At 47.9% G+C, this 25,395-nt stretch carries 22 protein-coding genes; 14 read left to right on the plus strand and 8 right to left on the minus strand.

Annotation, left to right across the window (positions count from 1 at the left end; genetic code table 11):
* The first annotated feature begins 251 nt into the window (after positions 1 to 251).
* The gene (locus tag AC1HDP_RS13705) at positions 252 to 1,637 is read left to right on the plus strand and encodes a sigma-54-dependent transcriptional regulator (protein ID WP_479639164.1); all 1,386 of its coding nucleotides are present in this window, start codon (positions 252 to 254) and stop codon (positions 1,635 to 1,637) included.
* Positions 1,638 to 3,806 (plus strand): sensor histidine kinase, encoded by a 2,169-nt coding sequence (locus AC1HDP_RS13710; RefSeq protein WP_479639165.1) that lies wholly within the window; start codon positions 1,638 to 1,640, stop codon positions 3,804 to 3,806.
* A 418-nt stretch (positions 3,807 to 4,224) separates the two neighbouring features.
* On the opposite strand, the gene AC1HDP_RS13715 is transcribed toward AC1HDP_RS13710, so the two are convergent.
* Complete coding sequence (locus tag AC1HDP_RS13715) at positions 4,225 to 4,884, minus strand: 7-cyano-7-deazaguanine/7-aminomethyl-7-deazaguanine transporter (protein ID WP_479639166.1); 660 nt, start codon at positions 4,882 to 4,884, stop codon at positions 4,225 to 4,227.
* A gap of 131 nt (positions 4,885 to 5,015) precedes the next feature.
* Positions 5,016 to 6,380: an isochorismate synthase gene (locus tag AC1HDP_RS13720; protein WP_479639167.1), complete on the minus strand. Its 1,365-nt coding sequence runs from the start codon at positions 6,378 to 6,380 to the stop codon at positions 5,016 to 5,018.
* A gap of 482 nt (positions 6,381 to 6,862) precedes the next feature.
* Between AC1HDP_RS13720 and AC1HDP_RS13725 the strand changes: the two genes are divergently transcribed.
* Positions 6,863 to 8,032: an HD-GYP domain-containing protein gene (locus AC1HDP_RS13725; RefSeq protein ID WP_479639168.1), complete on the plus strand. Its 1,170-nt coding sequence runs from the start codon at positions 6,863 to 6,865 to the stop codon at positions 8,030 to 8,032.
* Between the two features lie 183 nt (positions 8,033 to 8,215).
* On the opposite strand, the gene AC1HDP_RS13730 is transcribed toward AC1HDP_RS13725, so the two are convergent.
* Positions 8,216 to 9,079, minus strand: coding sequence for a YicC/YloC family endoribonuclease (locus AC1HDP_RS13730; RefSeq protein WP_479639169.1), 864 nt, complete (start codon positions 9,077 to 9,079; stop codon positions 8,216 to 8,218).
* A 173-nt stretch (positions 9,080 to 9,252) separates the two neighbouring features.
* Here AC1HDP_RS13730 and rph point away from each other — a divergent pair, with 173 nt between their 5' ends.
* Together rph and pyrE are read left to right on the plus strand one after the other, a co-directional pair.
* Positions 9,253 to 9,966 carry a ribonuclease PH gene (gene rph / locus AC1HDP_RS13735; RefSeq protein WP_479639170.1) on the plus strand — a complete coding sequence of 238 codons (714 nt, stop codon included), beginning with the start codon at positions 9,253 to 9,255 and terminating at the stop codon, positions 9,964 to 9,966.
* Between the two features lie 126 nt (positions 9,967 to 10,092).
* Entirely contained in the window at positions 10,093 to 10,734 is a 642-nt protein-coding gene (pyrE, locus tag AC1HDP_RS13740; protein ID WP_140930309.1) for an orotate phosphoribosyltransferase, read from the plus strand.
* A gap of 190 nt (positions 10,735 to 10,924) precedes the next feature.
* Here pyrE and folE read toward each other — a convergent pair whose 3' ends face one another.
* The 4 genes from folE to coaBC form a co-directional block, all read right to left on the minus strand.
* Positions 10,925 to 11,569 (minus strand): GTP cyclohydrolase I FolE, encoded by a 645-nt coding sequence (gene folE, locus AC1HDP_RS13745; protein ID WP_140930310.1) that lies wholly within the window; start codon positions 11,567 to 11,569, stop codon positions 10,925 to 10,927.
* A gap of 286 nt (positions 11,570 to 11,855) precedes the next feature.
* Complete coding sequence (slmA, locus tag AC1HDP_RS13750; protein WP_140930311.1) at positions 11,856 to 12,449, minus strand: nucleoid occlusion factor SlmA; 594 nt, start codon at positions 12,447 to 12,449, stop codon at positions 11,856 to 11,858.
* Between the two features lie 35 nt (positions 12,450 to 12,484).
* Positions 12,485 to 12,943 carry a dUTP diphosphatase gene (gene dut / locus AC1HDP_RS13755; RefSeq protein ID WP_479639171.1) on the minus strand — a complete coding sequence of 153 codons (459 nt, stop codon included), beginning with the start codon at positions 12,941 to 12,943 and terminating at the stop codon, positions 12,485 to 12,487.
* Between the two features lie 27 nt (positions 12,944 to 12,970).
* A complete protein-coding gene (coaBC, locus tag AC1HDP_RS13760) occupies positions 12,971 to 14,164 on the minus strand; it encodes a bifunctional phosphopantothenoylcysteine decarboxylase/phosphopantothenate--cysteine ligase CoaBC (protein ID WP_479639172.1) in 1,194 nt (397 codons plus the stop codon).
* A gap of 162 nt (positions 14,165 to 14,326) precedes the next feature.
* On the opposite strand from coaBC, the gene radC reads away from it, so the two are divergent.
* From radC to argA, 4 genes are all read left to right on the plus strand, one after another.
* A complete protein-coding gene (gene radC, locus AC1HDP_RS13765) occupies positions 14,327 to 15,004 on the plus strand; it encodes a RadC family protein (protein WP_479639173.1) in 678 nt (225 codons plus the stop codon).
* A 121-nt stretch (positions 15,005 to 15,125) separates the two neighbouring features.
* Positions 15,126 to 15,362, plus strand: a complete 237-nt coding sequence (rpmB, locus tag AC1HDP_RS13770) for a 50S ribosomal protein L28 (RefSeq protein ID WP_140930315.1) — start codon at positions 15,126 to 15,128, stop codon at positions 15,360 to 15,362.
* 6 nt (positions 15,363 to 15,368) lie between these two features.
* Complete coding sequence (gene rpmG, locus AC1HDP_RS13775; RefSeq protein ID WP_007651290.1) at positions 15,369 to 15,542, plus strand: 50S ribosomal protein L33; 174 nt, start codon at positions 15,369 to 15,371, stop codon at positions 15,540 to 15,542.
* A 178-nt stretch (positions 15,543 to 15,720) separates the two neighbouring features.
* The gene (gene argA, locus AC1HDP_RS13780) at positions 15,721 to 17,046 is read left to right on the plus strand and encodes an amino-acid N-acetyltransferase (protein WP_479639174.1); all 1,326 of its coding nucleotides are present in this window, start codon (positions 15,721 to 15,723) and stop codon (positions 17,044 to 17,046) included.
* 102 nt (positions 17,047 to 17,148) lie between these two features.
* On the opposite strand, the gene rarD is transcribed toward argA, so the two are convergent.
* On the minus strand, positions 17,149 to 18,066 hold the full coding sequence (rarD, locus tag AC1HDP_RS13785; RefSeq protein WP_479639175.1) for an EamA family transporter RarD: 918 nt from the start codon (positions 18,064 to 18,066) through the stop codon (positions 17,149 to 17,151).
* A 147-nt stretch (positions 18,067 to 18,213) separates the two neighbouring features.
* Between rarD and recQ the strand changes: the two genes are divergently transcribed.
* The 5 genes from recQ (at position 18,214) to leuD (ending at position 25,232) form a co-directional block, all read left to right on the plus strand.
* Entirely contained in the window at positions 18,214 to 20,037 is a 1,824-nt protein-coding gene (recQ, locus tag AC1HDP_RS13790; RefSeq protein WP_479639176.1) for a DNA helicase RecQ, read from the plus strand.
* A gap of 528 nt (positions 20,038 to 20,565) precedes the next feature.
* Positions 20,566 to 22,134: a 2-isopropylmalate synthase gene (gene leuA / locus AC1HDP_RS13795; protein WP_479639177.1), complete on the plus strand. Its 1,569-nt coding sequence runs from the start codon at positions 20,566 to 20,568 to the stop codon at positions 22,132 to 22,134.
* The gene (gene leuB / locus AC1HDP_RS13800) at positions 22,131 to 23,216 is read left to right on the plus strand and encodes a 3-isopropylmalate dehydrogenase (protein WP_479639178.1); all 1,086 of its coding nucleotides are present in this window, start codon (positions 22,131 to 22,133) and stop codon (positions 23,214 to 23,216) included. The genes leuA and leuB overlap by 4 nt, the downstream gene beginning before the upstream one ends.
* Positions 23,216 to 24,625 carry a 3-isopropylmalate dehydratase large subunit gene (gene leuC / locus AC1HDP_RS13805; RefSeq protein ID WP_479639179.1) on the plus strand — a complete coding sequence of 470 codons (1,410 nt, stop codon included), beginning with the start codon at positions 23,216 to 23,218 and terminating at the stop codon, positions 24,623 to 24,625. The genes leuB and leuC overlap by 1 nt, the downstream gene beginning before the upstream one ends.
* 1 nt (position 24,626) lies before the next feature.
* Positions 24,627 to 25,232 (plus strand): 3-isopropylmalate dehydratase small subunit, encoded by a 606-nt coding sequence (leuD, locus tag AC1HDP_RS13810; RefSeq protein WP_479639180.1) that lies wholly within the window; start codon positions 24,627 to 24,629, stop codon positions 25,230 to 25,232.
* The last annotated feature ends 163 nt before the right edge of the window (positions 25,233 to 25,395 follow it).

Below are 25,395 nucleotides of genomic sequence, written 5' to 3' on the forward strand. Positions count from 1 at the left end.
CTGAGAAATATACGGCTGCGGCTATGTTATGCCATTAATCAAACGTGCGTACAAGCAAAAATGATGCCAAGTTTCAAATGGCGATCTGAGCGTGAATTCTTAAAAAAACGTGAAGTTAGACACCCGTCGAGGTCACAACTTTTGGACAAAATGTCCTATTAGTCAGATTTTTTGGTGCATAGTGACCAATCTTGACCAGACCTTTGCTAGACTCCCCCTTAATTGAGTCAAAATGTCCACCAGAGGACAATATGAGCCTGAACCCATCTAAGTCTATTACCATGCCTACCGCTGTCTCAGTATTAATTGTTGATGATGAGCCTGGCATGCGCAGTTTTTTAAGCAAAGCATTAGCCAAAAAGTTCGCCTTAGTGGAAACCGCAGGCAGTGTCGAAGAAGCAGAGCAATTACGTCAGCGCTGTCATTTCGATTTATTGCTGGTGGATATTCGCCTCCCCGGGCGCAGTGGTATTGAATGGCACGAAGCCTTATCCGATCAAGAGCGCCGCTCGGACGTGATTTTTATGACGGGTTATGCCGACATGGAAATCGCCATTCGGGCGCTGCGCGCTGGCGCATCTGATTTCATCATGAAGCCGTTTCATTTAGAGCAAATGATGACGGCTGTGGATAGATGTATCGAGCGGCGTTTATTAAAGCGCGAGAACTTGATGCTGCGCCGCGAAGTATCGATTGGTTATGCCAGTACCATAATCGGTAACTCGCAGGCGATGCGAGATGTGAAAGATATTATCGCCAGAGTCGCGCCCACTAACTCTGTGGTGCTTATTCAAGGCGAATCCGGCACAGGTAAAGAGTTGGTGGCGCGGCAATTACATCAGCTTAGCGGTCGCCAAGGCCCATTTGTGCCGGTGAACTGCGGCGCCATTGCCCCAGAATTACTTGAAAGTGAATTGTTTGGCCATGCGGCTGGCGCCTTTACTGGCGCCAAAGCGAGCCGCGAAGGTTTATTTAGCTTTGCCTCTGGTGGCACCATCTTTTTAGATGAAATCGGCGAAATGCCGCTTAAAATGCAAACTGCATTACTGCGCGTATTAGAGCAAAAATCAGTGCGCCCTGTGGGCAGCGAGAAAGAAGTCGCCATTGATGTGCGAGTAGTTGCGGCATCGAACCGCACCTTGATTGATGAGGTTAATGCTGGCAATTTCCGCCAAGACTTATATTACCGCCTCAATGTGCTCGATATAGTTATTCCACCGCTGCGCGAGCGACGTGATGATATCGTGGAATTAACCCATTATTTCACTTTAATGCTGGCCGCAGAGCTTGGCGTTAAGGATGTAGTGTGGAGCCATGAAGATTTACTTAAGTTGCAGCAATACGACTGGCCAGGCAATATTCGCGAGTTAAGAAACATGATTGAGCGCTGCTTGCTGTTAGGTAAGCCGCCGGCGGAATACTGGCGCAAACCGGCTATTAGTAATGAACCAATTCAATCGGGTTATCCCCCTGATTGGCCGCTGAAACAAGTAGAAAAAGATCATGTTACCCGCGTGGTCGCAGCTTATGATGGCAATAAAAGCGCGGCGGCACGTGACTTAGGCGTATCGCGCAAAACCTTAGACCGTAAGTACAAAGAGTGGTTTGAGGGTGACTCAGGTGAGGTGCAAGGCTAAATGAAGTGGCTGAGTGAAAGGTTTCGGCGGGTTTTCGGCATGAGCTGGTTACAAATGAAGGCTAAGGTGCGCTATCGCATCTTAATTTTAACCTTGCTGCCTATCTTGCTGACCTTAGTCAGCCTAGTGTTTATCACTATTTATTGGAACATTAGCTACACAGGCCAACAGCTATTTATGAAGGTGAAAGCCGATTTAGCTGTGGCGCAAAATACCTTGTCGAGCTTACAAACACGACAAGCCGCCCAATTGCAAAATGTCGTATCTTCGTGGGCCTTTCAAAATCATTTTCAGCATATGGCGAGCATGCCAAGCACTGAGGTTTTTGAAGCTTGTCTGTCTCAGCAGCAGAAGACATTAGGCTTAGATTTTTTACGCTTGGTGCCAGTAGCCGAAGCGCAGGCTGACCCAGATCTACGCCAGATGCTACCAAAGACTGAGCAAAATCAGGCGTTTTCTGGGTTAATGGTGATGTCAAATCAAGCGCTTGAGCGTTTGTCCACTGAGCTTGCTAAGCAAGCCATTATCGATATTCAAGCGACTCATCATGCCAATCTACCAGACGTTAGCAAGTTATCGCGTGGCTTCGTGAGTCGCAGCGTATTGCCTGTGGCCGATAGCCAAGGCAATGTATTTTGGTATCTTGATGGCGGTATTTTGCTGAATCGCAATACCAACATAGTCGATGATATTCGTGATTTAGTGTATGAAGAGGGCACTTTGCCTGCGCGCTCCATCGGCGCTGTCACTATTTTCTTAGGCAATGTTCGGATTGCGACTAATGTTCCGCTTAATTTTTATCCGCGAGAAGGCCAAGACCTAGGGCGCGCCTTAGGCAGTTTAGTATCGCAAGAAGTTGAGCAAAAGGTATTGGCCACGGGTAACACTTGGGTTGATCGCGCATTTGTGGTGGATGATTGGTTTGTGTCAGCTTATGCGCCCTTGAGGGATGTGCGCGGTAAACGCATTGGCATGATTTATACTGGATTTTCTGAATCCCCCTTTGTCCATAACTACCTATTAAACATCTTGGAGCTTGGTAGCATTCTAATGTTAGTGCTCTTAGTGTCAGGCTTGCTGGTGTATCGCGGCGCTTACAGTTTATTGCAACCCATAGAGCGTATTCATCATGTGGTTAAAGGGGTGCAATCAGGGCGCAATATGCGCATTGGGCCATTGGAGCTAGAGCGTGACAATGAACTCTCCAATTTAGCGGCGCAGTTTGATTTGATGCTTGATCAACTCCAAGCCCGCAATCTTGAAATTCAAGCGGCGGCTGAGCAGTTAGAAATGAAAGTGGAGCAGCGTACCTTTAGCCTTCAAGAAAAAACCTTAGAGCTGGAGCGCAACGTTAAGCTTCTCAATGAAACCCGCCAACAGTTAGTGACCAATGAAAAGCTCACGGCCTTAGGTGAGCTAACCGCAGGTATTGCTCACGAAATTAATAATCCGACGGCCGTGATCTTAGGCAACATGGAATTAATTCGTTATGAGCTTGGTGATGCCTCAAACTTAGTGGAAGAAGAAATCGATTTGATTATTCAGCAGGTGGATAGGATAAGCACTATTATCCGCAGCCTGCTGCAATACAGCCGGCCGGGTGAATTTAATGCGCCGCTTGAGATGCATGACCTTAGCCCTATTCTTGAAGAAACTATGGTGTTAGTTAGACACTCAATTTCACAGCAAGAAGTGGTGTTAATTAAAGAATTTAACGCCAAATGCTCCGTTGAAATTAATCGGCAACAGTTATTACAAGTGCTGATTAACTTAGTGATTAACGCCACTCATGCCATGGCGGGTAAGGGGCGAATTTGGATCCGTACTCATGATTGGTATCAAGCCAATGAATCCCTTGAGAATGGTCACTTACCCATAGGCGCGCGTATAGAAGTGGAAGATGAAGGCTGCGGTATTGCCGATAGCGTATTAAACCGAATCTTCGACCCGTTTTATACCACACGCAAAGATGGCACAGGTCTAGGTTTATCCCTAAGTTATGGCATTATTAAGCGCCTTGGTGGCACCATTGAAGTGAGTTCTACCTTAGGTCAGGGCACTAAGTTCATTATAGGTGTGTATCAATTTGCCAAAGAAAACAATGATGGCAATCCCTACGATGGCTTGCATTTTAGTGCAGCCACGAAAGACTCTGAAGCGCAACATTAGCCAAAAAATTCGGCAAAAAAAAACCGAGAATTATCTCGGTTCAACAAAAGTGCTGAAGGTAGTCACATGCAGAGGGATGTGACTAAGAGCGAATCATGATGAATGCTCGGAACGCAATCAAATGATAATCATTATCATTTGATTGCGCAAGTAGTTTGTGATGATTTTGCAATGGCGTGAGTCCACCTCAGCTAATCAATACTGGCAGCCTGAACGCTTGGCTTGCTAATGATTTACTGCTTGCTTCTACAACACAGCTTATGACTGACTAGCTGTCAGTATTCCCAAACTATTGCCGCAGAAAAAAGCCTAGATAATCCAAGAACAGCAGCCCTAACTGCTGTTTTTGGTTGGTGTCTTTACAGGGAAAGGGGAGTTGTTACTACTGCGCCATGTGGCGCAGTAGTAGCAGGCAGGCTTATGCCAACTTGCTAGTGCTATCGGGCGTGAGAATTCTGTCTTGTAATACTCGCAGTAATACCCCGTAGGCCGGTAAGAACAGCGCAAAGCTAATGGCAAGTTTAAAGCCATAATCCACTAAGGCAATCTCAGGCCAGTGCTGCGCCATAAACACATCATTGGATGCGTAAAACGCTATGCTGAAGAACACTAAGGTATCGATAAAATTACCGATAAAAGTCGATGCCGCAGGAGCCACCCACCAACTGCGCTGGGCGCGAATTTTGGCGAATACTTTAATATCCATCAGTTGCCCCACCAAATAAGCGGCAAAACTTGCAAAGGCAATTCTGAACATAAAGGCGTTGAATTCAGTTAAGGAGCCCATGCCTTGGAAACTGCCTTGATGGAACAGCACGCCGATAATGTAGGAGATAATTAAGGCTGGCACCATGGCTTTAAAGATAATACCGCGCGCTTGCTGCTGGCCAAAAATACGCACAGTCAAATCGGTCGCCAAATAGACGAAAGGAAAGCTGAACGCGCCCCAAGTGGTGTGATAACCAAAGATTTGGAAAGGTAACTGCACCAGATAGTTGCTGGCAGTAATGATAAAAATATGAAACGCGGTCAATAACAACAGCGCGCGCTGATATTGCGCGTTAGAAAGCATAAGCATCTTGTAGCCTTTTTAGTTTATTGGCGGGGTTAGGGAACCCGCGGATTTCGTGTGCCTTGGTAGCTCAGTGCTGGACTACTACTAGGGGTCGCAAATTATAGGGAGCCATCAACAGAATGCAAGTCTTGAGGCTAGAAATCGATAAGAATTGAGATGATAGTAGCGAGTTTGTTTTCTAACTCCTGCCACTCGGCTTGCGGATCTGAGCCTGCCACTATGCCAGCACCGGCAAACAAATTAATGCGCCCTTGTTCAAACAAGGCGCAGCGGATCGCTACCGCAAATTCACTTTCAATGGCATTAAAATAACCGCAAGCGCCGGCATACCAACCGCGCTGATAACCTTCTTGCTCACGAATAAAATCCATGGCGGCGCGTCTTGGTAAGCCGCCAACGGCAGGGGTGGGGTGCAAGGCGAGCAATAAGTCAAAATCATTAATTTCAGACTTGAGCTCGGCGCGGATAGCGCGGTGCAAATGCTGAATGTGCGTCAGTTTAAAGACTCGCGGCTGCTCATCGGCGCCAACATACTGGCTGAGCGGGGTCAGCATATCGACAATATGTTCACGGACTAATTGGTTTTCGTATTTGTTTTTATTGTCATCCAACAAGGCGCGCGCTAATTGCTGGTCTTCCTCATCACTTAAGCCCCTAAGCGTGGTGCCCGCCAAGGCTTCGGTAAATAATTCCCGTTGGCGACGACGAAATAACCGCTCTGGCGAACAAGAAATAAAGGAATGCTCAGGAGTAAATTGAAAGCCAAATTGAAAGCTATTGGGATTACGTCCTTGCCAGCAAGCTAACACCATCCAAGGGTTGGCTTCGCCATCAATATCTAGCTGAGTTAAGCGGGATAACACTACTTTAGGCGTGGCTTGATTAAAGTCCGCCCCAGTCACTTGCTGCACTAGCGTTTGCCAGCGATCAAATGAAGGTTGGTCGTGACGCGCTAATAAACTCAGTTTATGGGGCGGCATGAGTGGCCTAGCCGGTTTCATCAGGGCTAAACAGCGCAGCGCATCATCAAGTTCGGCATTGAGTTCAGGGGCGTCGACATTAATATTGATCCTTAAACTAAATTGCTCGGCGCTGCGACGCAGTTCTATCCGTGGTAACACGAATCTGGCTTGGCCATATTCAGTCCAACTGGCAATGGAACGGTCAAAGGCGAGGCCGCCATAATAGCGAATTTGTGGGTTATCACTGAGTTGACGTTGTCTTTGATAAGCTTGGGCTAACTGTTCATCGCTGCTGTCTTGCTCGAAGAAGAATTCTAGGCAGCGACCAATGGCAGCGACTTCTTCCACTTTATCGCGGCCTTGCCAATAAATTTTTGGGTAAGTTTGCTGGCTAGCTAGCCAAGAAATCAATGGGATAGCATCAATGTCACTGGATAATTGCAGTAAGCTATCTTTGATACCAAACGGCTCATTGCGTAGAGACTCGATTTTTCCCTTTAGGGTTTCAATGGCAGACAACAACGACTGAAAAGGCAAAGAGAACTCCTGCAGCGATCAAAGACTCATACCGTGCCCGCTAAGTTAGATTGCAACTTATCTAAGGCTAAGGTGAGTTAGCTATTAATAACCGCTCAAATTATGCTGTCAGCGCGGTCAGTGTCAACTAAATCGGTTCAGCTTGTGAGCTTAGCCAACATGTGGATGCTTTGGCTGACTAAAGTGATGAATTTATGCTGTGGCTAACAGCGCTTGTTCAAACATATCAGCAAACCGACTAACGACTACTTAGCCGTGGTGGGTCTTAACACCATTAAGTCTCTCTCGTGAAATTTATGTCCATGCCTAAATTTTGAATTGAGCTATCCTTTAGCTATTAATCACATGAAGCGCGGCATTGGCCGTTGTTACGGCGTCTGGCGAGTGATTATGCGGGATTTCAAGGGGTCGCATGTAGGCAAGGAAACATTTCTTGTCGTATGTTTATAGTATTGTCGTTCGCATCTTGGAGTAGACAGTCAATGGAGAGTTCCACCGTCAAGGATGAGCTGCAGAGGGTATCCGTTGCTAAATTAGCCGTAGGTATGTTTGTAGCTGCCATTGATGATTCCGGCAAAGTCACTATCGCCAATGCGGGGCAAATTCAAGATAGAACTGCCATCGCTAAAATCATTAAAAGTGGCATCAAGTTTGTGTGGATAGACCCTAGTAAATCGGCGCCAGGTTCAATTGTTCAAGCTAAATCTAAAACCTCAACCACCAGTGGCGGCAATCGCGACGTACGCCAAACCAATGCCAAAAAATTATTAGGTGAAGCCAAGGGCCTCATCAAAAAAGTATTGGGTGAAATTTATGAAGGCAAGGCGATAAAAGTTGAGCCATTTGAAGCCTTAGCAGAGAACATGATTGAGTCGGTAATGCTAGATGTTGATGCCTTTAAATGTATCTCGGCGCTGCGCACTAAAGATGCTTATCTGTTAGAGCATTCAGTTAATGTCGCCTTCTTACTGGTGACTTTTGGGCGCCACCTCAAGCTTGATAAGCAACTTCTTAAAGATATGGCTATTGGCGGTATACTCCATGATGTCGGCAAAATTCGTGTTAATAACCAGATATTGCATAAGCCTGGTAAGCTTACGCCTGAAGAATTTGAGCACATGAAGCTGCACCAAGTGTATGCCTTAGAAGAAATGAAAGCCGCTAAGGGCTTGTCGCAAGTTTCCAAAGATGTGTGTTTGATGCACCATGAAAAGCTCGATGGTAAGGGGTATCCTAGGGGCTTAAACGCTGATCAAATTCCGCTTCACGGGCGCATGAGTTGTATTTGCGACATTTTCGATGCGTTAACTGCTACTCGTTGCTACAAGCAGGCAATGAGTCCGGCCTCGGCCTTTAAAATCTTATTGAGCCTGACGCCGTTTCATTTAGATCAACAGCTAGTCTATGAATTTATTCGCTGTGTTGGCGTTTATCCCGTGGGCTCACTGGTTGAGTTATCCGATGGTCGCGTAGGCATAGTCTGGGATGCTAAAGAACGCGACGCCCTGCACCCTATCGTTAAATGCTTTTATTCACTTAAGCATCAGCGTTACACCGACATAGATTATCTGGATTTGAATAAATCTGAATTAGGCATAGAGCGCGGCGTGTCACCAAGTAGTTTAAGTGTTGATCCCGCTCCTTTTTATTAAGCTGTGGTAGGTCATGCGCCAGTCAAAAGACTCGCCTATTTAGTTTAGTCAGCCTTGATATACCCTCTAAATACGCAATTTAGCTCGGCTAGCTAGAAACAAAAATTCGCGTTTCTAAACGCAAAACACCCAGCAATGGCTGGGTGTTTTTAGTTGCGGAGCTTAGCTTAAACTCGTGGTAGGTTATTCCACGTTTTGGATCTGTTCGCGCATTTGCTCAATTAGCACTTTAAGCTCAACGGCGGCTGAGGTGATTTCTGAGCTGATAGATTTAGAGGCTAAGGTGTTTGACTCGCGGTTAAATTCTTGCATCATAAAATCTAAACGGCGACCTTCGCTGCCGCCTTTCTTAAGGATGCGACGCGCTTCAGTGACATGAGCTTCGAGTCTATCCATCTCTTCTGCAACGTCTTGCTTTTGTGCCAGTAACACCATTTCTTGCTCGATACGGGCTGAGTCTAGCTCGCCTTTAATTTCGGCTAAACGGTTGGTGAGCTTGTCACGCTGATATTGCATTACTTGTGGCATGTGCGCGCGCACTATGGCCACTTGTTCGCTTACGCCATCAAGGCGGGCTTGCAGCATATCGTTGATAGCGGCGCCTTCGCGGCCTCGAGCTTCAATAAATTGATCGATAGCAGCATCAAAGGCAGCCATTAAATCGGCGCCAATTGCATCCATATCACGCTCAGCGCTAGAAAGTACGCCCGGCCAGCGTAAGATATCAGTGAGGTTGACTTCACCTTGGCCGGCTTCTTGCTTTAACCACTGCGCCGCGCCAAGCAGTTGCTTGGCTAAGGCTTGATTGAGTTGTAATTCATTGTTGGTATTCTCGGCCAACTCATAACGCAAGTTCACTTCGATTTTGCCGCGATTCAGGCGTTTACGAAGGCGATCGCGTAAGGCAGGTTCAAAGCTGCGAAACTGCTCTGGTAAACGCAGGTAAGTTTCTAAATAGCGTTGATTGACTGAGCGGATTTCCCATGAGGCAGTGCCCCAGTCGGCTTTGTGTTCGATACGGGCGTAGGCTGTCATGCTTTGGATCATGCGAAGTTTCCAGATGGCGTCGAAAGTAAATGCAGATTATAGCCTTGGGTCGACTCTGGGGGAACCTTTAACGGCCTAGGCCACGATTTGGCCATGCAAATCATGGCATATATGTGGAAAGTCCTTATAATATGCCCCCAGATTTAATCAAATTATTAAGCACAGGAATTCTCATGCGTCCAGGCAAGCGTACCCCAGCACAAACCCGTCCGATCACCATTACCCGTAACTTTACTGCTCATGCTGAAGGTTCAGTGTTAGTGGAGTTTGGTGAAACTAAAGTGCTGTGTACTGCCAGCTTCACTGAAGGTGTTCCGCGCTTCTTAAAAGGCCAAGGCCAAGGCTGGGTAACCGCAGAATACGGCATGTTGCCGCGTTCAACTCACAGCCGCATGGACCGCGAAGCTGCCCGTGGTAAGCAATCTGGTCGTACTCAAGAAATCCAACGCTTAATTGGCCGCGCCCTGCGCGCCGCGGTGGATATGAAATTACTGGGCGAAAACACCATAGTGATTGACTGTGATGTGATTCAAGCCGACGGTGGTACTCGTACCGCGGCTATTACCGGTGCCTGTGTGGCCTTAGTGGATGCCTTAAATTGGGCGCGCGCTAAGGGCGTATTAAAAGCTAACCCATTAAAATTCTTAATTGCTGCCGTGAGTGTGGGCATTTTTGATGGCGAAGCCATTTGCGATTTGGAATACATCGAAGACAGCACTGCTGAAACCGACATGAACGTAGTGATGACCGAAACCGGCAAGCTTATCGAAATTCAAGGCACAGCCGAAGGTGAGCCGTTTAGCCATGAAGAATTATTAGAAATGCTGGAGCTGGCCAAGCACGGTATTCGTGAAATTGTCGATGTTCAGAAAGCCGCGTTGAATTGATATGAATTAGGGACCCGTTGAGGGTCCTTTTTTTAAAGCAAAAAGTTAGCCTGTGTACCACGCATAATAAAAATAAGATCATAAACAACAAAAAAACAGATACCCAAAGTAACGTGAGGATTACGAGTGAAAGCTTATCAGCGAGAGTTTATTGAATTTGCCCTTGAGCGTCAGGTGTTGAAATTTGGTGAGTTTACCTTAAAGTCAGGTCGCCACAGCCCGTACTTCTTTAATGCCGGTTTATTTAATACTGGCCGTGATTTAGCCCGTCTTGGCCGCTTTTATGCCGCCGCCTTAATGGATGCTGGCATTGATTATGATTTGCTGTTTGGCCCAGCCTATAAAGGCATTCCAATTGCAACCACCACCGCTGTGGCGTTAGCTGAGCATCACGATGTTGATATGCCGTATTGCTTTAACCGTAAAGAGAAGAAAGATCACGGTGAAGGCGGTTCATTAGTGGGCAGCGAGTTAACCGGTAAAGTGATGCTGGTGGATGATGTGATCACCGCTGGTACTGCCATTCGCGAGTCGATGGATATTATTCAAGCTCATAACGCAAGTTTAGCTGGTGTGCTGATTGCCCTTGATAGACAAGAGAAAGGCAAGGGCGAGTTATCGGCCATTCAAGAAGTCGAGCGTGATTATGGCTGCGCCGTGATTGCGATTATTACCTTGGCTGACTTGATTGGTTATTTGTCTGAAAAGCCAGGCATGGAAACTGAGCTGGCGGCGGTAAGTGAGTATCGACAGCAATACGGTATTTAATGCGATAGCAAAAACGGCCAGAAACGACGTCGCTGCTGGACAACATTATGAGTCCGCAGCGCCGCATAAGCCTTTAAGTCGGGTCGGTTCAAGTAAAAACTAAAAAGCCTAAGATGTGGTGTCTTAGGCTTTTTTACGCGCCGCGCATAGTTCAGCATGTTGTGCCTGCTGACTGGCATTATGCGCAGGCTTAGGGGTGCAAAAACTCGGCGCGGGTGGCAGGGTTAGTTTTAAAAATTCCGCCTAAAGCCGTGGTAGTGGTGGAGCTGGTGGAGTCCATCACGCCGCGGGATTTAACGCAGTAATGCACGGCATCCATTTTTACCGCGACATCTTGAGTTTCAAGCAAGGTCTGCAGTGCCACTAAAACTTGCTGAGTTAAGCGCTCTTGCACTTGTGGCCGCTGGGCAAAAAAGCGCACTATGCGATTAATTTTCGATAACCCTATGATGTTGTTACGCGGCAAATAAGCCACAGTCGCCACGCCATCGATAGTGACTAAATGATGCTCACAAGTGCTAGTCATGCTGATATCTTGCACGCGCACCATTTCATCAAACTGCATTTTGTTTTCGATGACAGTGATTTTTGGAAAGTTAGCATAATCTAGGCCAGAGAAAATCTCATCGACATACATCTTGGCAATGCGTCTTGGGGTGTCAGCTAGGCTGTCATCGCTTAAATCTAGCGACATTAATTCGAGGATTGAGCGCATGTGCTGTTCAATCTTATCTTTACGAACGTCAGCAGACAGAACTGAGGGCAGCATCGGGGTTTCTAACCCACGTTCTAACAATGCCGTTTGCACTTTGCGTGCTGCGTCTGAGAGTGCCATGTTTCCTCCAACATCAATTGCGAACCCATCTCGACTACACTCATTTTTTAAGTGGTAGCGAGCGACTTGGGCTGGTGAGAATACCTTGAAATGCCGTCAATTCATACTCTTTGGCGGATAAAAAAACCGATTAACTTAGTCGGGTATTCGCTGTTCTAGGTGCCGCCGCAGAGTTAGGGCTGTCGCTTAACTTGGTTATCTAGGGGCTAGGTTGGCTTAGGGAGAGTGACTTGAAAAAAAGCGGGTATCCATACTGGACCCGCCTTATCGATAGTGCGTTATGCGCTTAGCTTTGTAGCAATTGCTGCTGAATGAAAATCCACTGCTCATCAAAGTGATGGGTAGGTTTTAATTTAAATTCGCTACGCACAAACTGGGCAATTCTGCCGTCAGCAAAGGCCAGTAATAAATTGGCTAAAATGGCCTCATCTAAATTAAAGCCTTGGCCTTCGCGCAAAGTTTTTTCCCGCAGAATTTGCTTTAACTGGGTTTCAATCTTGGCAAATAAGTTACTTACGCGGCTGCGAAGGCGTTCATGTTCACCTAACAGTGCATCGCCATTGAGCAGGCGCGAAATGCCAGGATTACGTTCAGCAAAAATGAGCAACAGTTGTAGGGTCTGTTGGCAGCGGCGCATAGTGTCTTTTTCTTCATCCATGATGATATTAATGCGCGACAGCAAAGAGTCTTCAATAAAGTCGATTAAGCCTTCAAACATTCTCGCCTTGCTGGGAAAATGGCGATATAACGCGGCCTCAGACACACCCACTTCAGCCGCTAATTTAGCGGTAGTGATCCTCTGGCCTGGATGGGTTTCTAACATGTGTGCTAAGCACTGAAGTATGTGGTCGCGCCGATTAATTTTTTGGCTAACAGCCATGGGCAGTATCCTTCGCTCGTTAACAACTGAACAGGTTATCGGGTGCCTGAATGGCCAAACCCACCAATGCCTCTATCTGAGCTATCAAACTCATCCACCAATTTAAACTCGGCTTGCACGACAGGGACAAACACTAATTGTGCTAAACGATCACCCACTTGGAGGATGAATGGCTCGTTGCCACGATTCCAACACGACACCATTAATGGGCCTTGGTAATCAGAATCAATCAGTCCGACTAAATTGCCTAAGACAATGCCGTGCTTATGGCCAAGGCCAGAGCGCGGTAAAATCACGGCGGCTAAGCCTGGATCTGCCACATGAATGGCGATGCCTGTTGGGATAAGTACCGTTTGTCCTGGCTCTATGGTCAACTGAGTATCAATCATGGCACGTAAGTCCATGCCGGCACTGCCTGGCGTGGCATAAGCGGGAAGCTCAAATTCGGTGCCGATACGGGAATCAAGGATCTTTACTTCAATCGGTGTTTTCATGGGGTGCTAGTATCCGGCTAAGTCTAGTTAAGCATGTTTGTGGGTGGCAATTAGCGTCAGTAATTGCTGGGCCAAGGTTAATTTATCGGTTGCGGGTAAGGCTTGCTGGCCTGTGGGCCAAATCACCTGCAGCGCATTGCTGTCAGCGTTAAAGCCTAGTCCTGCCACTGAGACATCATTGGCCGCTATCATGTCGAGGCGCTTGGCGGTCAGTTTGCCTTTCGCGTAGTGCTCAACATCTTGGGTTTCTGCTGCAAATCCCACGCAAAATGGTTTGTTGTCAAGGGCGGCGACGTTGGCCAAAATATCAGGATTGCGCACTAGTGCAAGCGCCATAGTGCTTGATGATTTCTTGACCTTTTGGGTGGCAATATCAGCCACGCGATAGTCAGCAACGGCGGCGCAACCAATGAAAATGGTCTGCTTGGCAATGTCAGCCATCACAGCGCTGAGCATGTCATCGGCGGATTCGACATTAATGCGCGTCACTCCGCTAGGTGTAGCTAATTGCGTCGGGCCACTAACTAAGGTCACGTCTGCGCCCATGGCTTGCGCCGCTTGCGCGAGGGCATAACCCATTTTGCCTGAGCTGTGGTTTGAAATATAGCGTACTGGGTCAATCGCTTCGCGGGTTGGCCCAGCAGTAATCATAATCTTTTGGCCAGCTAATAATTGCGGCGCAAAAAAGACTTCGGCCTGCTTAGCAATTTCTAATGGCTCGAGCATGCGCCCAGGGCCAATTTCTCCGCAAGCTTGCGAGCCGCTCGCCGGTCCCCATAAATGGATGCCGCGTTGGCGTAAATTGCTGAGATTGGCCTGAGTCGCGGCGTTAATATACATCTGCTGATTCATGGCCGGACACAAGGCGATAGGCGCTGAGGTTGCTAATACGCAAGTAGTAATCAGCTCATCGGCCATGCCAGCATTAAAGCGCGCAATTAAATTAGCCGTGGCTGGGGCGATAATCATTAAATCGGCCCAACGCGCCAATTCAATATGGCCCATAGCCGCTTCTGCGGCAGGATCGAGTAAATCACTAGCGACTGGATGACCACTTAAGGCTTGTAAGGTCAGTGGCGTGATGAATTCTTTCGCCCCTTGACTCATGACGACTCGCACTTCGGCGCCACGCTCTTTGAGGCGTCGCACTAGATCGGCGCTCTTATAGGCCGCGATACCGCCACCGATACCTAACAGAATTTTCTTATTACTCAGACTCACGCACTGTCTCTCGCGCTGCAATGTATGGCGCTAACCTTATCACAAAGCTGAAGGCGATTGGGATACTTGGCGTGCAAAATCGCGGTGTACGCACAGGGCGAAACGCAGCTAGTGATAATTCAACCATACTTGAGTTTATATAAAGAGCGTTTTGGGTAAGCTATGACCATAAAAGATTGGCCTGAAGGTGAAGGTCCCAGAGAAAAATTACAAAAAGCGGGACCGCAGTCGCTGTCGGATGCTGAATTATTAGCCGTTTTATTGCGAAATGGTCTGCCTGGCACCAGCGCAGTCGACCTTGGACGACAATTATTGACACATTTTGGCGGTTTAAGGGCAATATTCTGCGCAACACAGGTGCAGGTGTGTCGACTTCCGGGGATGGGATCGGTAAAATACGCGCAGTTGCAGGCGGCGGCAGAAATTTCTCGTCGCATCGCCCGAGAAAAACTGCATCGAAGTCAGATTTTGTCAAATCCTGATTTAACTCGGGAATATTTAATGCGACAATTGGCAGATCGCGCCTATGAGGTGTTCGCCATCTTATTGCTCGACAGTCAGCACCGAGTAATTCAGTTTGTAGAATTATTTCGTGGAACGATAGATTCAGCGTCTGTCTACCCCAGAGATGTGGTGGCCTTAGTGTTGGAAAAGCAAGCCGCTGCTGTCATCATTTGCCATAATCACCCGTCTGGTATCGCCGAGCCCAGTCAGGCAGATAGGCGAATTACTGAGCGATTGAAAAACGCGTTAACAACGATAGACGTAACCTTGCTAGACCACATGGTTGTTGGGGATCGTGACATAGTGTCGTTTGCAGAACGAGGATGGATAGCATAACTATTGCTTGATCTTTCCTCGTCTATGCTGTATAAAATGCGCCCTTCGTGTGCCTCGGGCGACGGCCATTCGATGCACATTAATGCTCGAGCGTTAAATTTGTTTTTTGGAGAAGATTGACATGTCAAGAGTATGCCAAGTAACTGGCAAGCGACCAATGGTTGGTAACAACCGTTCGCACGCAAAAAACGCGACCCGTCGTCGTTTTTTACCAAACCTGCAAAACCATCGTTTTTGGTTTGAAGAAGAAAAGCGTTTTGTTAAATTACGTGTATCTACTAAAGGTATGCGTATTATCGACAAGAAAGGTATCGAAGTAGTTGTTGCTGAACTTCGTGCCCGCGGCGAGAAGGTGTAATAGACCATGGCTAAAGCTAAAGGTAATCGTGAGAAGATCAAATTAGTATCAAGTGCTAAGACTGGTCACTTCTACACTACTGAAAAGAATAAGCGTAACATGCCTGAGAAAATGGAAATCAAGAAATTTGATCCTGTTATCCGTCAGCACGTTATCTACAAAGAAGCTAAAATCAAGTAATTTGATTAGCGACTTTTAAAAAGCCTCTTTTAATTAAGGGGCTTTTTTTTTGCTTCAATTTCATTCCCAGCGACAACTAATTCACCAATACTGTAACCATCTGCATTAAAATTCTTTATTTGTGAATAACAATTCATTAGTATTGCGTGAGTAGTTATTCTGTTGGAAGGAGTTAACAGTGTCATCATTTGTGAGTGAATTAGTGGCCGGCTTTCGTCATTCGGCGCCTTATGTCAATGCCCACCGTGGGAAGACATTTGTGGTGATGCTGGGCGGCGAGGCGATTTTAGAAGGCGAATTTCGCGCCATCATCAATGATATAGCGCTGCTGCACAGTCTTGGGATCAAGATGGTGATTGTCTATGGCGCGCGCCCACAGATTGAAGCTGAGCTTGCTACGCGCGGCATGCGCTGTGATTATCACCACGGCATACGTATTACCGATGAGGTGTGCTTAAAAGTCATCAAACAGGTGGCCGGCGCCTTAATGCTAGATATTTCGGCCTGTTTATCCATGAGTCTCAATAACACCCCGATGCAGCACGCTAATATCAACTTAGTCAGCGGCAATTATGTGATAGCTCAGCCGCTTGGCGTGGATGACGGCGTGGATTATTGCCTTAGCGGTAAGGTCAGAAAAATTGATACCGAAGCGCTGCATTGTCAATTAAATCAAGGCAACATAGTGCTGATGGGGCCGGTATGCGCTTCTGTCACTGGTGAAAGTTTTAATCTCACCGCCGAAGATATTGCCACCCAAGTGGCGGTTAAGCTTAAGGCTGACAAGATGATAGGGTTTTGTCAGTTACCTGGGCTCATGAATGAAGCCAGCGAGCTTATCCCTGAAATTATGCCGAACTTGGCTCAAGGCTATTTACAGCAAACGCATCAGCAGTTGTGCCCCTCCACCCGCGCCTTTGTACACGCCAGTATTGATGCTTGTCGCCAAGGGGTGAGTCGCTGCCATCTGGTGAGTTACTTAACTGACGGCGCTTTGCTGCAGGAGTTATTCTCGCGCGATGGCATAGGTACTCAAATCGTCACCGAAAGTGCTGAAAAATTAAGGCGTGCTGACATTAGTGATATTGGCGGCGTACTTAACTTAATTCGCCCATTGGAAGAGCAAGGGGTGTTAGTACGCCGTTCTCGCGAACAGCTAGAAATGGAGATAGAGCAGTTTGTGGTAGTTGAGCGTGATAGCTTGATCATTGGCTGCGCCGCCCTATATCCGTTTGAAGAAGATAACGCTGGTGAGTTTGCCTGCCTAGTGGTGCACCCTGATTATCGCGATGCTGATCGCGGCGCCTTGCTGCTCAATACCATCATTAACCAAGCGCGGGCGCGAGGGTATAGGCGCTTATTTGCGCTGACCACCCGCAGCATTCACTGGTTTCTTGAGCATGGTTTTGCGCTGCAAGAAGTTGAAGCTTTGCCAGAAAAGAAAAAGCAGCTGTATAACTATCAACGCCGATCTAAAATTTTGGCGCTCGATTTATTCGCGTGAAGTGTAAATCTTGATGCCCACTAAGCCCACGGTAGTGGGCTTAGTGGGCATCAAGGCTGAGGTCTTAAATCGTTAACTCAACACAACTTAACCCATCGGTCATTATTTAGTGGTAGTGGTAGCGGTATGAGCATGTTGGCGCTGGCGCCGATTGTTAGCCATATCGAAGGTGAAAACCATCAGCGCGCACCAGATAAAGCCAAAGGTCACACTCTTTTCTAGGATGAAGGCTTCGCCAAAATAAAGCACAGCTAAAGCAAACATTATGCTTGGGCCTATGTATTGGAAGAACCCGAGTACGCTCAGTGGAATGCGCACCGCAGCGCCGGCAAAGCATAATAACGGTAGGCTCGTAATAATACCGGCCGCCATGAGTAACAGATTTAAATCCCATGAGTTAGTTAGCATGCTGGCGCTACCATTGGCTGGCATCCAAGCTAAATATGCTAGTGCCACTGGCATTAAAATCGCGGTTTCTAAAAATAAGCCACTCTTAGCATCGATATTGACCTTTTTGCGCAGTAGAGCATACACCCCAAAAGATACGGCTAAGGCAATCGATACAATAGGGATGGAGCCAAACGAAATCAGTTGCACTAGCACCCCAAGGGATGCGAGGGCGACCGCAACCCATTGCAGTGGCCGCAGGCGTTCACTTAAAAACACCATGCCAAGCAGCACATTGAGTAACGGGTTTATGTAATAACCTAAGCTTGCATCCAGCATATGGTTATTGTTAACCGCCCAAATAAATAACAGCCAGTTACCAGCAATTAAGGTTGAGGTTACCGTTAAAATGGCGAGTTGTTTTGGCCGTTTAAGCACGGCGCGAATATTGACGGCGCCACCTGTCACTATCAATACCAGCAACATAAACACAAATGACCAGATGATCCTGTGCAGTAAAATTTCGGTCGGACTAACGTCACTCAGTAATTTGAAATATAACGGGGCGAATCCCCACATGCTATAGGCGGCAATGGCGAGCATTATGCCTTTACGATTTTCTTGTTCGTTCATTCGAGGGTTCGTAGGAGAGGGTGGCCGGCAATTGTATGAGGATAGCCTAGGTTTGTCAGCATTAGATGCGGGTGGCAACGCTTAACACAAGACAGATGCTGTGCGGTCATTTAGAATAGTCCGCCTGATTATTGGCCCTGAGATAGCATGCAAGAGCAGCAACTAGCAGCGACGTTTGACCCAGCACAAGGCTGTTTACAGCAAGTATTTGGTTACCGAGAATTCCGTCCAGGTCAAAAGCAAGTCATAGAGACGGCGCTAGCGGGCCAAGACAGCTTAGTCGTCATGCCTACAGGTGGCGGTAAGAGCTTATGCTATCAAGTGCCGGCCTTAATGTTAGGCGGGCTGACGATTGTGGTCTCACCGTTAATTTCCTTGATGAAAGATCAAGTCGATAGCTTGCTACAGTCTGGCGTTGCTGCCGCCTATCTTAATTCTTCACTGCCCCGTGAGCAGGCTGCCGATATTTTTAGGCAATTGCGCCAAGGCGAATTGACCTTGCTGTACGTGTCTCCCGAGCGCTTACTGCAAGGGGATTTTCTGAGCCGCTTGAATGATTGGCATGTGCGCTTATTTGCCATTGATGAGGCCCATTGCATTAGCGAGTGGGGCCATGATTTTCGCCCAGAATACGCTGAGCTTGGCATTTTAAAGCAAACCTTCCCGCAAGTGCCGTTAATGGCGCTTACTGCCACCGCCGATCAAGCCACTCGCACTAGTATTTGTCAGCGCTTGAACATAGCGCCATTTATTTCATTATCGAGTTTCGATCGCCCCAATATTCGCTATACAGTGGCAGAAAAACTCAATGCTGCCAATCAGTTAAAGCAGTATATTAGTGGGCAAGCGGGGGCTAACGGTATTGTTTATTGCTCCAGTCGCAAACGGGTAGATGAAGTGGCGCAGCGCCTTAGGCTGCAAGGCTTTAATGCCGCCGCTTATCATGCAGGCTTAACGCCAGAGGAGCGCGCGCAGGTACAAGATAAATTCTTAAAAGATCAGGTGGAGATAGTAGTAGCTACCGTCGCCTTTGGTATGGGCATTAATAAATCCAATGTGCGCTATGTGGTGCATTACGATATCCCAAAAAGCATTGAAGCTTATTATCAAGAAACTGGTCGTGGTGGCCGTGATGGCTTAGATGCCGAAGCTTTTATGCTGTTTGATCCCGCCGATATTAATCGGGTGCGCCATTTTGTGGAGCAGTTGCCAGAAGGCCCACAAAAGCAAGTGGAGTATCACAAGCTTAATTCTATGGCGGCCTTTGCCGAAGCGCAGACTTGCCGCCGCCAAGTGCTATTGCATTATTTTGATGAAAGCGCACGTGAGCCTTGTGGTAACTGCGATATCTGCTTAGATCCACCCACCCAATTTGATGCCAGCCTTGATGCGCAAAAAGTATTGTCGTGTATTTACCGCTTAAATCAGGGCTTTGGAATTAATCACGTGATTGAAGTGCTGCGCGGCTCCAAGGCGGCGTCAGTATTAGATAGAGGCCACGATAAGCTTTCAACCTGGGGCATAGGTAAAGACAAGAGCCATGAGTATTGGCTCAGTATCATACGCCAGCTCATTCATTTAGGTTTGGCCAGTCAAGATGTGACTCGCGGCTCACGCCTGCGGCTGAATGCGCCCGCGCGCCCCATTTTAAAAGGCGATCAAACTTTGATGCTGGCTGAGCCTAGGATCATCATTACTGCGCCAGTTAAACGCAGCACTCGCGCTAAAGCGCCGCTTAACTATGACAGACGCCTATTTGCGCGCCTTAAAGTATTAAGGCGCCGACTGGCAGAAGATCATGATGTGGCGCCGTATCTCGTGTTTAACGATGCGAGCTTAGCTGAAATGGCGGCGATGATCCCAACCACAGCGGCTGAAATGCTCGCGGTGAATGGCGTGGGCCAGCGTAAACTTGAACGTTTTGGTGACGCCTTCCTCGATGAAATCACCGCCTTTATCAGCGGCGAATAGCTTACCACTCAATTCTGCTTTAAGGCCTGCGCCAAGTAGTTAAAAGCCATTAGTCGAAAACAATAAGTTAAAGACTATCAATGCAAGAGAGGCACCTCTCTTGCAAATTCCAACTAACAGGCTCCTTTGCGGATAAACGTCACCATTAGCATTAACCCCGCACTCCCGGTGCTTAGATCATTCACGCCGCGCATCATTGTTGCGACAAATGCTGATATCCGCGTAGTTATGTAAACAAGATGAAAAAAATGAGGCTTGACACTTAATAGCTTCGCAGGTTAAAAACTATTCAATGGTTTTTATTTAGGCGCGCGCTGATAGTTAGGTGCCTGCTACCACGGACTTAATCTAATGCCGAGTGTGAATATTTTATTACTCCTTAGCCTACTGATTCTCGCAATGACTGCGCGGAGCGTTTAGTGCTACCAAGATGAAATATTCTCCTCACTAAACCCCGCCAGCCTAGCGGGGTTTTTTTTTCCGCCGCGGGCTACTAACGATAAAGATTACAGCTAGATGGAGAGTGCTATGTCTAACCAGGTCATCATTTTTGATACCACATTACGCGATGGCGAGCAGGCGTTAGCCTCCAGTTTGTCGGTCAATGAGAAATTGCAGATAGCACTGGCACTTGAGCGTCTAGGTGTGGATGTGATGGAAGTGGGTTTTCCTGTGTCATCGCCAGGAGACTTTCATTCAGTGCAAACCATAGCGCGCCAAATTCGCAATAGCCGGGTTTGCGCCTTAGCCCGCGCCTTGGAAAAAGACATAGATGCCGCGGCAGAAGCGTTAAAGGACACGGAACAGTTTCGAATTCATACCTTTATTTCAACTTCTACTATCCATGTGGAAAGTAAGCTGAAACGCAGCTTTGATGATGTGCTCGCCATGGCGGTGCATGCGGTCAAATATGCCAGACGCTTTAGTGATGATGTGGAATTTTCTTGTGAGGATGCGGGCCGTACGCCGATAGATCATTTATGCCGCATGGTGGAGGCGGCGATTAACGCCGGTGCCAAAACCATTAATATTCCAGATACCGTGGGTTATACAGTGCCATCGGAATTTTCTGGGATTATTCACACCTTGTTTAATCGAGTGCCCAACATAGATAAAGCCATTATTTCAGTGCATTGCCATGACGATTTAGGCTTGTCTGTAGCCAACTCAATCGCGGCGGTGCAGCAAGGCGCGCGCCAAATTGAGTGCACAGTCAATGGCATAGGTGAGCGCGCGGGCAACTGCTCGCTCGAAGAAATCGCCATGATCTTAGCCACCCGCAAAGACTTGCTTGGGCTGAGTACGCAGATAAATGCTAAAGAAATCCATCGCACCTCGCAGTTGGTGAGCCAGCTGTGCAATATGCCAGTGCAAGCCAATAAAGCGATTGTCGGTAGCAATGCTTTTACGCATTCATCGGGCATACATCAAGACGGCATGTTAAAAGCCAAAAACACCTATGAAATCATGACGCCAGAGAGCATAGGTTTAAGTCGCAACAACCTGAACATGACTTCGCGCTCAGGTCGGCATGTGATTAAACATCGCATGACAGAAATGGGTTATCAAGACAGTGATTATGACCTCGATAGCTTGTATGACGCCTTTGTAAAGCTTGCCGATAAAAAGGGCCAAGTGTTTGATTATGACTTAGAAGCCTTGGTATTTATTGGCGCTCGCCAGCAAAGTGATGACCATTTTGCGCTGTCCCAGTTGCAAGTGACCTCAAATACTAAGGCGGGTATTGCCACTGCAACTATTGATTTGATGTGCGGCGCGCAATTAGTGCAAACCAGCGCTGAAGGCGTCGGCCCAGTCGATGCCACCTATAAAGCTATCGCCGCTGCCAGTGGTCGGCCAATTGAATTAAACAGCTACAAGTTAAGCGCTAAAGGCGAAGGTCAAAATGCCTTGGGGCAAGTGGATATTAGCGCGCGCTATCAAGCCCAGAATTTTCATGGTGTCGGCTTAGCCACAGATGTGGTTGAGGCCTCGGCGCAGGCATTAATTCATGTGATGAACTTAATTTGGCGGGCCGATATGGTCGCCAGCCAAAAACAACGAATTCAAGAACACAGGGAGATGGGAACTGTATGAGTTATCAAATAGCAGTATTAGCTGGTGATGGCATTGGCCCAGAAGTGATGGCGGAGGCACGTAAAGTCTTGACCGCAGTGGAAGCTAAGTTTGGCCTAGATATTGAGTACAGTGCGTATGATGTTGGCGGTATCGCCATCGACAATCATGGCACGCCGCTGCCAGAGGCCACACTTAAAGGTTGCCAAGCCAGTGACGCCATTTTATTTGGCTCTGTTGGCGGCCCTAAGTGGGAAGGCTTGCCACCTTTGCAGCAACCAGAGCGCGGCGCCTTGCTGCCACTGCGCGCCCACTTTGGGCTCTTTTGTAATTTACGCCCAGCAAAATTGCACCTAGGGCTTGAGTCATTATCGCCACTGCGCGCCGATATCTCAGCGCGCGGCTTTGATCTTATGTGTGTGCGTGAGCTAACAGGCTGCATTTATTTTGGCCAGCCTAAAGGCCGCCAAGGCGCAGGCGACGCGGAAGAAGCCTTTGATACCATGCGCTATAGTCGCCGTGAAATTCGCCGCATTGCCAAAATTGCCTTTGACACGGCGCGTAATCGTCGCGGCAAAGTGACGTCGGTCGATAAGGCCAATGTGCTTACTACCTCAGTGCTGTGGCGCCAAGTGGTAGAAGAAGTCGCCGTGGATTATCCGGACGTGACCCTTGAACACATCTACATAGATAACGCCACTATGCAGTTGCTGCGCCGCCCCGATGAATTTGATGTGATGCTGTGCTCCAACTTATTTGGCGACATTATTTCCGATGAAATGGCCATGCTTACTGGCTCCATGGGTTTACTGGCATCCGCCTCCATCAATGGTACTGGCTTTGGTTTGTTTGAACCTGCGGGTGGCAGCGCCCCTGATATTGCAGGTCTTGGCATTGCTAACCCCATAGCACAAATTTTGTCGGCGGCATTGATGCTGCGTTATAGCTTAAAGCAAGAAGCCGCAGCTCTTGCCATAGAAGCGGCCGTGACCAAGGCGTTGCAACAAGGCGTAGTTACCCGTGAATTGGCGCAGCATGGCCAAAGCTATAACACGGCGCAAGTCGGTGATTTTATTGCTCAAGCGATTAAGGAGGCTCACTAATGGCGCAAACACTGTATCACAAAGTCTGGCAGCAGCATTTAGTGGCAGAACCTGCTGGCGAAGCTGCCATTTTATATGTCGATAGGCATTTAGTGCATGAAGTGACGTCGCCGCAAGCCTTTGCTGGTCTTAAGGCGACAGGGCGACGCGTTCGCGCGCCCCACAAAACCTTTGCCACTATGGATCATAATACCTCGACCCGCAGCGCTAGCCTTGATGCCTTAAGCAGCGAAGCGCGCATTCAAGTGGATACCTTAGCTGACAATTGCCGCGAGTTTGGCATTCGCTTATATGACATTCATCATCCCAATCAAGGGATAGTGCACGTCATGGGCCCAGAGCTTGGCATTACCTTACCCGGCGCTGTGATTGTTTGTGGTGACTCCCATACTGCCACCCATGGCGCCTTTGGTGCTTTAGCTTTTGGTATAGGCACCAGTGAAGTTGAGCATGTGTTAGCTACGCAAACTTTGCGCCAGCAAGCCGCTAAAACCATGAAGATTGAAGTCACGGGTCAGCTAGGCGCTGGGATCACCGCTAAAGATCTGGTGTTAGCCATCATAGGTAAGCTTGGGCACGCAGGTGGCACTGGCTATGTGGTGGAGTTTTGCGGCGAAGCCATTCGCGCCTTGTCGATGGAAGGGCGCATGACTGTGTGCAACATGGCGATAGAAATGGGCGCTAAGGCGGGCATGATAGCCCCAGATGCCACGACTTTTGCCTATTTAGAAGGGCGCGAATTTGCTCCTAAAGGTGAACAATGGACTGAGGCCGTGGCGGCTTGGTCTAAGTTGCACTCAGATACCGATGCTCGCTTTGATGCCTGCATTAGCTTAAATGCCGCCGATATCGCGCCGCAATTAACTTGGGGAACTAATCCAGGGCAAGTGGTCGCCATTGATGGCCTAGTGCCAGATCCTAGGGCTGAAATAGATGAAGCTAAGCGCGCCACTATGCAAAAGGCGCTTGATTATATTGGCTTAACGCCAGGCACCTCAATGTGTGAGGTCGCCATTAATAAAGTCTTTATTGGCTCTTGCACTAATTCGCGCATTGAAGATTTACGCGCCGCGGCGCTGGAAGCTAAAGGCAAGCAAGTGGCCGCAGGGGTTAGCGCCATCGTTGTGCCGGGCTCTGGGCAAGTAAAAGCCCAAGCTGAGGCCGAGGGTCTAGATAAGATTTTTATCGACGCTGGCTTTGAGTGGCGCTTACCGGGTTGCTCCATGTGTTTAGCCATGAATGATGACAAGCTTGAAAGTGGCGATCGCTGCGCCTCTACCAGTAATCGCAATTTTGAAGGGCGTCAAGGGCGTGGTAGTCGCACTCATTTAGTGAGCCCAGCAATGGCGGCGGCCGCTGCTGTGGCCGGTCATTTTGTGGATATTCGCACTACTGTCAAGGAGCAATAAGATGCAGGCTTTTACTAAGGAAGTAGGGTTGGCTGTGGTGCTTAATAACGCCAACATAGATACCGACCAAATTATCCCTAAACAGTTTTTATCAAAAGTGACCCGCGATGGCTTTGGCGTGCATCTATTCCATGATTGGCGCTACTTGGATGATGCAGGGCTAGTGCCTAACCCTGAATTTGCCCTCAATCAGCCAAGATCTTCTGGCGCTTCAATTTTAATTGCGGGGGATAACTTTGGCTGTGGCTCGAGTCGTGAGCATGCGCCTTGGGCTTTGGCTGATTTTGGCTTTAGAGCTGTCATCGCCTCATCTTTTGCGGATATTTTTTACTCGAATGCCATTAATAATGGGTTGTTACCTGTGGTGTTAACGTCTGCGGAAGTGCAATTACTGATTGATGATGTCGAGGCCGTGGCTGGCACTTTAGTCAGTATCGATTTGGCGGCGCAAACTGTCACATCGCCAACGCGGCGAACATTTGCATTTGCCATAAATCCAGCGAATAAGCAGCGCTTATTAAAAGGGTTAGATGCCATAGGTTTGACCTTAGAACATGAGAAAAGCATCGCTAATTTTGAAGCGAATACTCAGGTTTGGTATCGATAGTTTAAGCGTACACTTGTACCTAAGTTGGATGGAAATGCCAGTTGATTTAGCTGGCGCTAAAGCTGCTGGCATTTTTATTGGCGGCCATTACTTGCTAACTTATTGATTTTTAAGCGGTGTAACACTTGTTGTGTTTCTGTTGTTTTCTGGTGCTAGTGAAATA

Source organism: Shewanella sp. ISS20, from assembly GCF_056522965.1.

Coding starts and splice junctions, on each gene's coding strand:
- AC1HDP_RS13705 (WP_479639164.1), top strand. CDS start 252: ATGAGCCTGAACCCATCTAAGTCTATTACCATGCCTACCGCTGTCTCA.
- AC1HDP_RS13710 (WP_479639165.1), top strand. CDS start 1,638: ATGAAGTGGCTGAGTGAAAGGTTTCGGCGGGTTTTCGGCATGAGCTGG.
- AC1HDP_RS13715 (WP_479639166.1), bottom strand. CDS start 4,884: ATGCTTATGCTTTCTAACGCGCAATATCAGCGCGCGCTGTTGTTATTG.
- AC1HDP_RS13725 (WP_479639168.1), top strand. CDS start 6,863: ATGGAGAGTTCCACCGTCAAGGATGAGCTGCAGAGGGTATCCGTTGCT.
- AC1HDP_RS13730 (WP_479639169.1), bottom strand. CDS start 9,079: ATGATCCAAAGCATGACAGCCTACGCCCGTATCGAACACAAAGCCGAC.
- rph (WP_479639170.1), top strand. CDS start 9,253: ATGCGTCCAGGCAAGCGTACCCCAGCACAAACCCGTCCGATCACCATT.
- folE (WP_140930310.1), bottom strand. CDS start 11,569: ATGGCACTCTCAGACGCAGCACGCAAAGTGCAAACGGCATTGTTAGAA.
- slmA (WP_140930311.1), bottom strand. CDS start 12,449: ATGGCTGTTAGCCAAAAAATTAATCGGCGCGACCACATACTTCAGTGC.
- dut (WP_479639171.1), bottom strand. CDS start 12,943: ATGAAAACACCGATTGAAGTAAAGATCCTTGATTCCCGTATCGGCACC.
- radC (WP_479639173.1), top strand. CDS start 14,327: ATGACCATAAAAGATTGGCCTGAAGGTGAAGGTCCCAGAGAAAAATTA.
- rpmB (WP_140930315.1), top strand. CDS start 15,126: ATGTCAAGAGTATGCCAAGTAACTGGCAAGCGACCAATGGTTGGTAAC.
- rpmG (WP_007651290.1), top strand. CDS start 15,369: ATGGCTAAAGCTAAAGGTAATCGTGAGAAGATCAAATTAGTATCAAGT.
- rarD (WP_479639175.1), bottom strand. CDS start 18,066: ATGAACGAACAAGAAAATCGTAAAGGCATAATGCTCGCCATTGCCGCC.
- recQ (WP_479639176.1), top strand. CDS start 18,214: ATGCAAGAGCAGCAACTAGCAGCGACGTTTGACCCAGCACAAGGCTGT.
- leuA (WP_479639177.1), top strand. CDS start 20,566: ATGTCTAACCAGGTCATCATTTTTGATACCACATTACGCGATGGCGAG.
- leuB (WP_479639178.1), top strand. CDS start 22,131: ATGAGTTATCAAATAGCAGTATTAGCTGGTGATGGCATTGGCCCAGAA.
- leuC (WP_479639179.1), top strand. CDS start 23,216: ATGGCGCAAACACTGTATCACAAAGTCTGGCAGCAGCATTTAGTGGCA.
- leuD (WP_479639180.1), top strand. CDS start 24,627: ATGCAGGCTTTTACTAAGGAAGTAGGGTTGGCTGTGGTGCTTAATAAC.